1 pseudogene is annotated in these 255 nt (G+C 36.9%); it reads left to right on the top strand.

Going from position 1 to position 255, the window contains the following annotated elements:
- Window positions 1–62: 62 nt before the first annotated feature.
- Window positions 63–255 (top strand): annotated as a pseudogene (locus KW850_RS34655) (IS21 family transposase); the annotation flags it as partial.

Genomic DNA, 255 nt, shown 5'->3' with positions numbered 1-255 from the left:
ATTCTTTCGTTTCTTACAAAGGGAAACGTTATTCTGTCCCATTTCGATTTGCAGGTCAAAAAGTGAAGATTAAAGAAACCTTAGATCATCATGTGGAGATATTTGATGAATTTGAATGTATTGCGAATCACCCTCTTTTAACAGGAAAAGCTGAGGCACATATGAAGTTAGAACACTATAAAAAAGGATTGATTGAAACAACTAAAGGTTTGGCGACCCGTCCCAATCAATCCCCTGAACTTGAAGTGGAACAAC

The organism is Bacillus sp. sid0103, from assembly GCF_019219025.1.
This window is presented reverse-complemented; position numbering and strand designations above follow the sequence as displayed.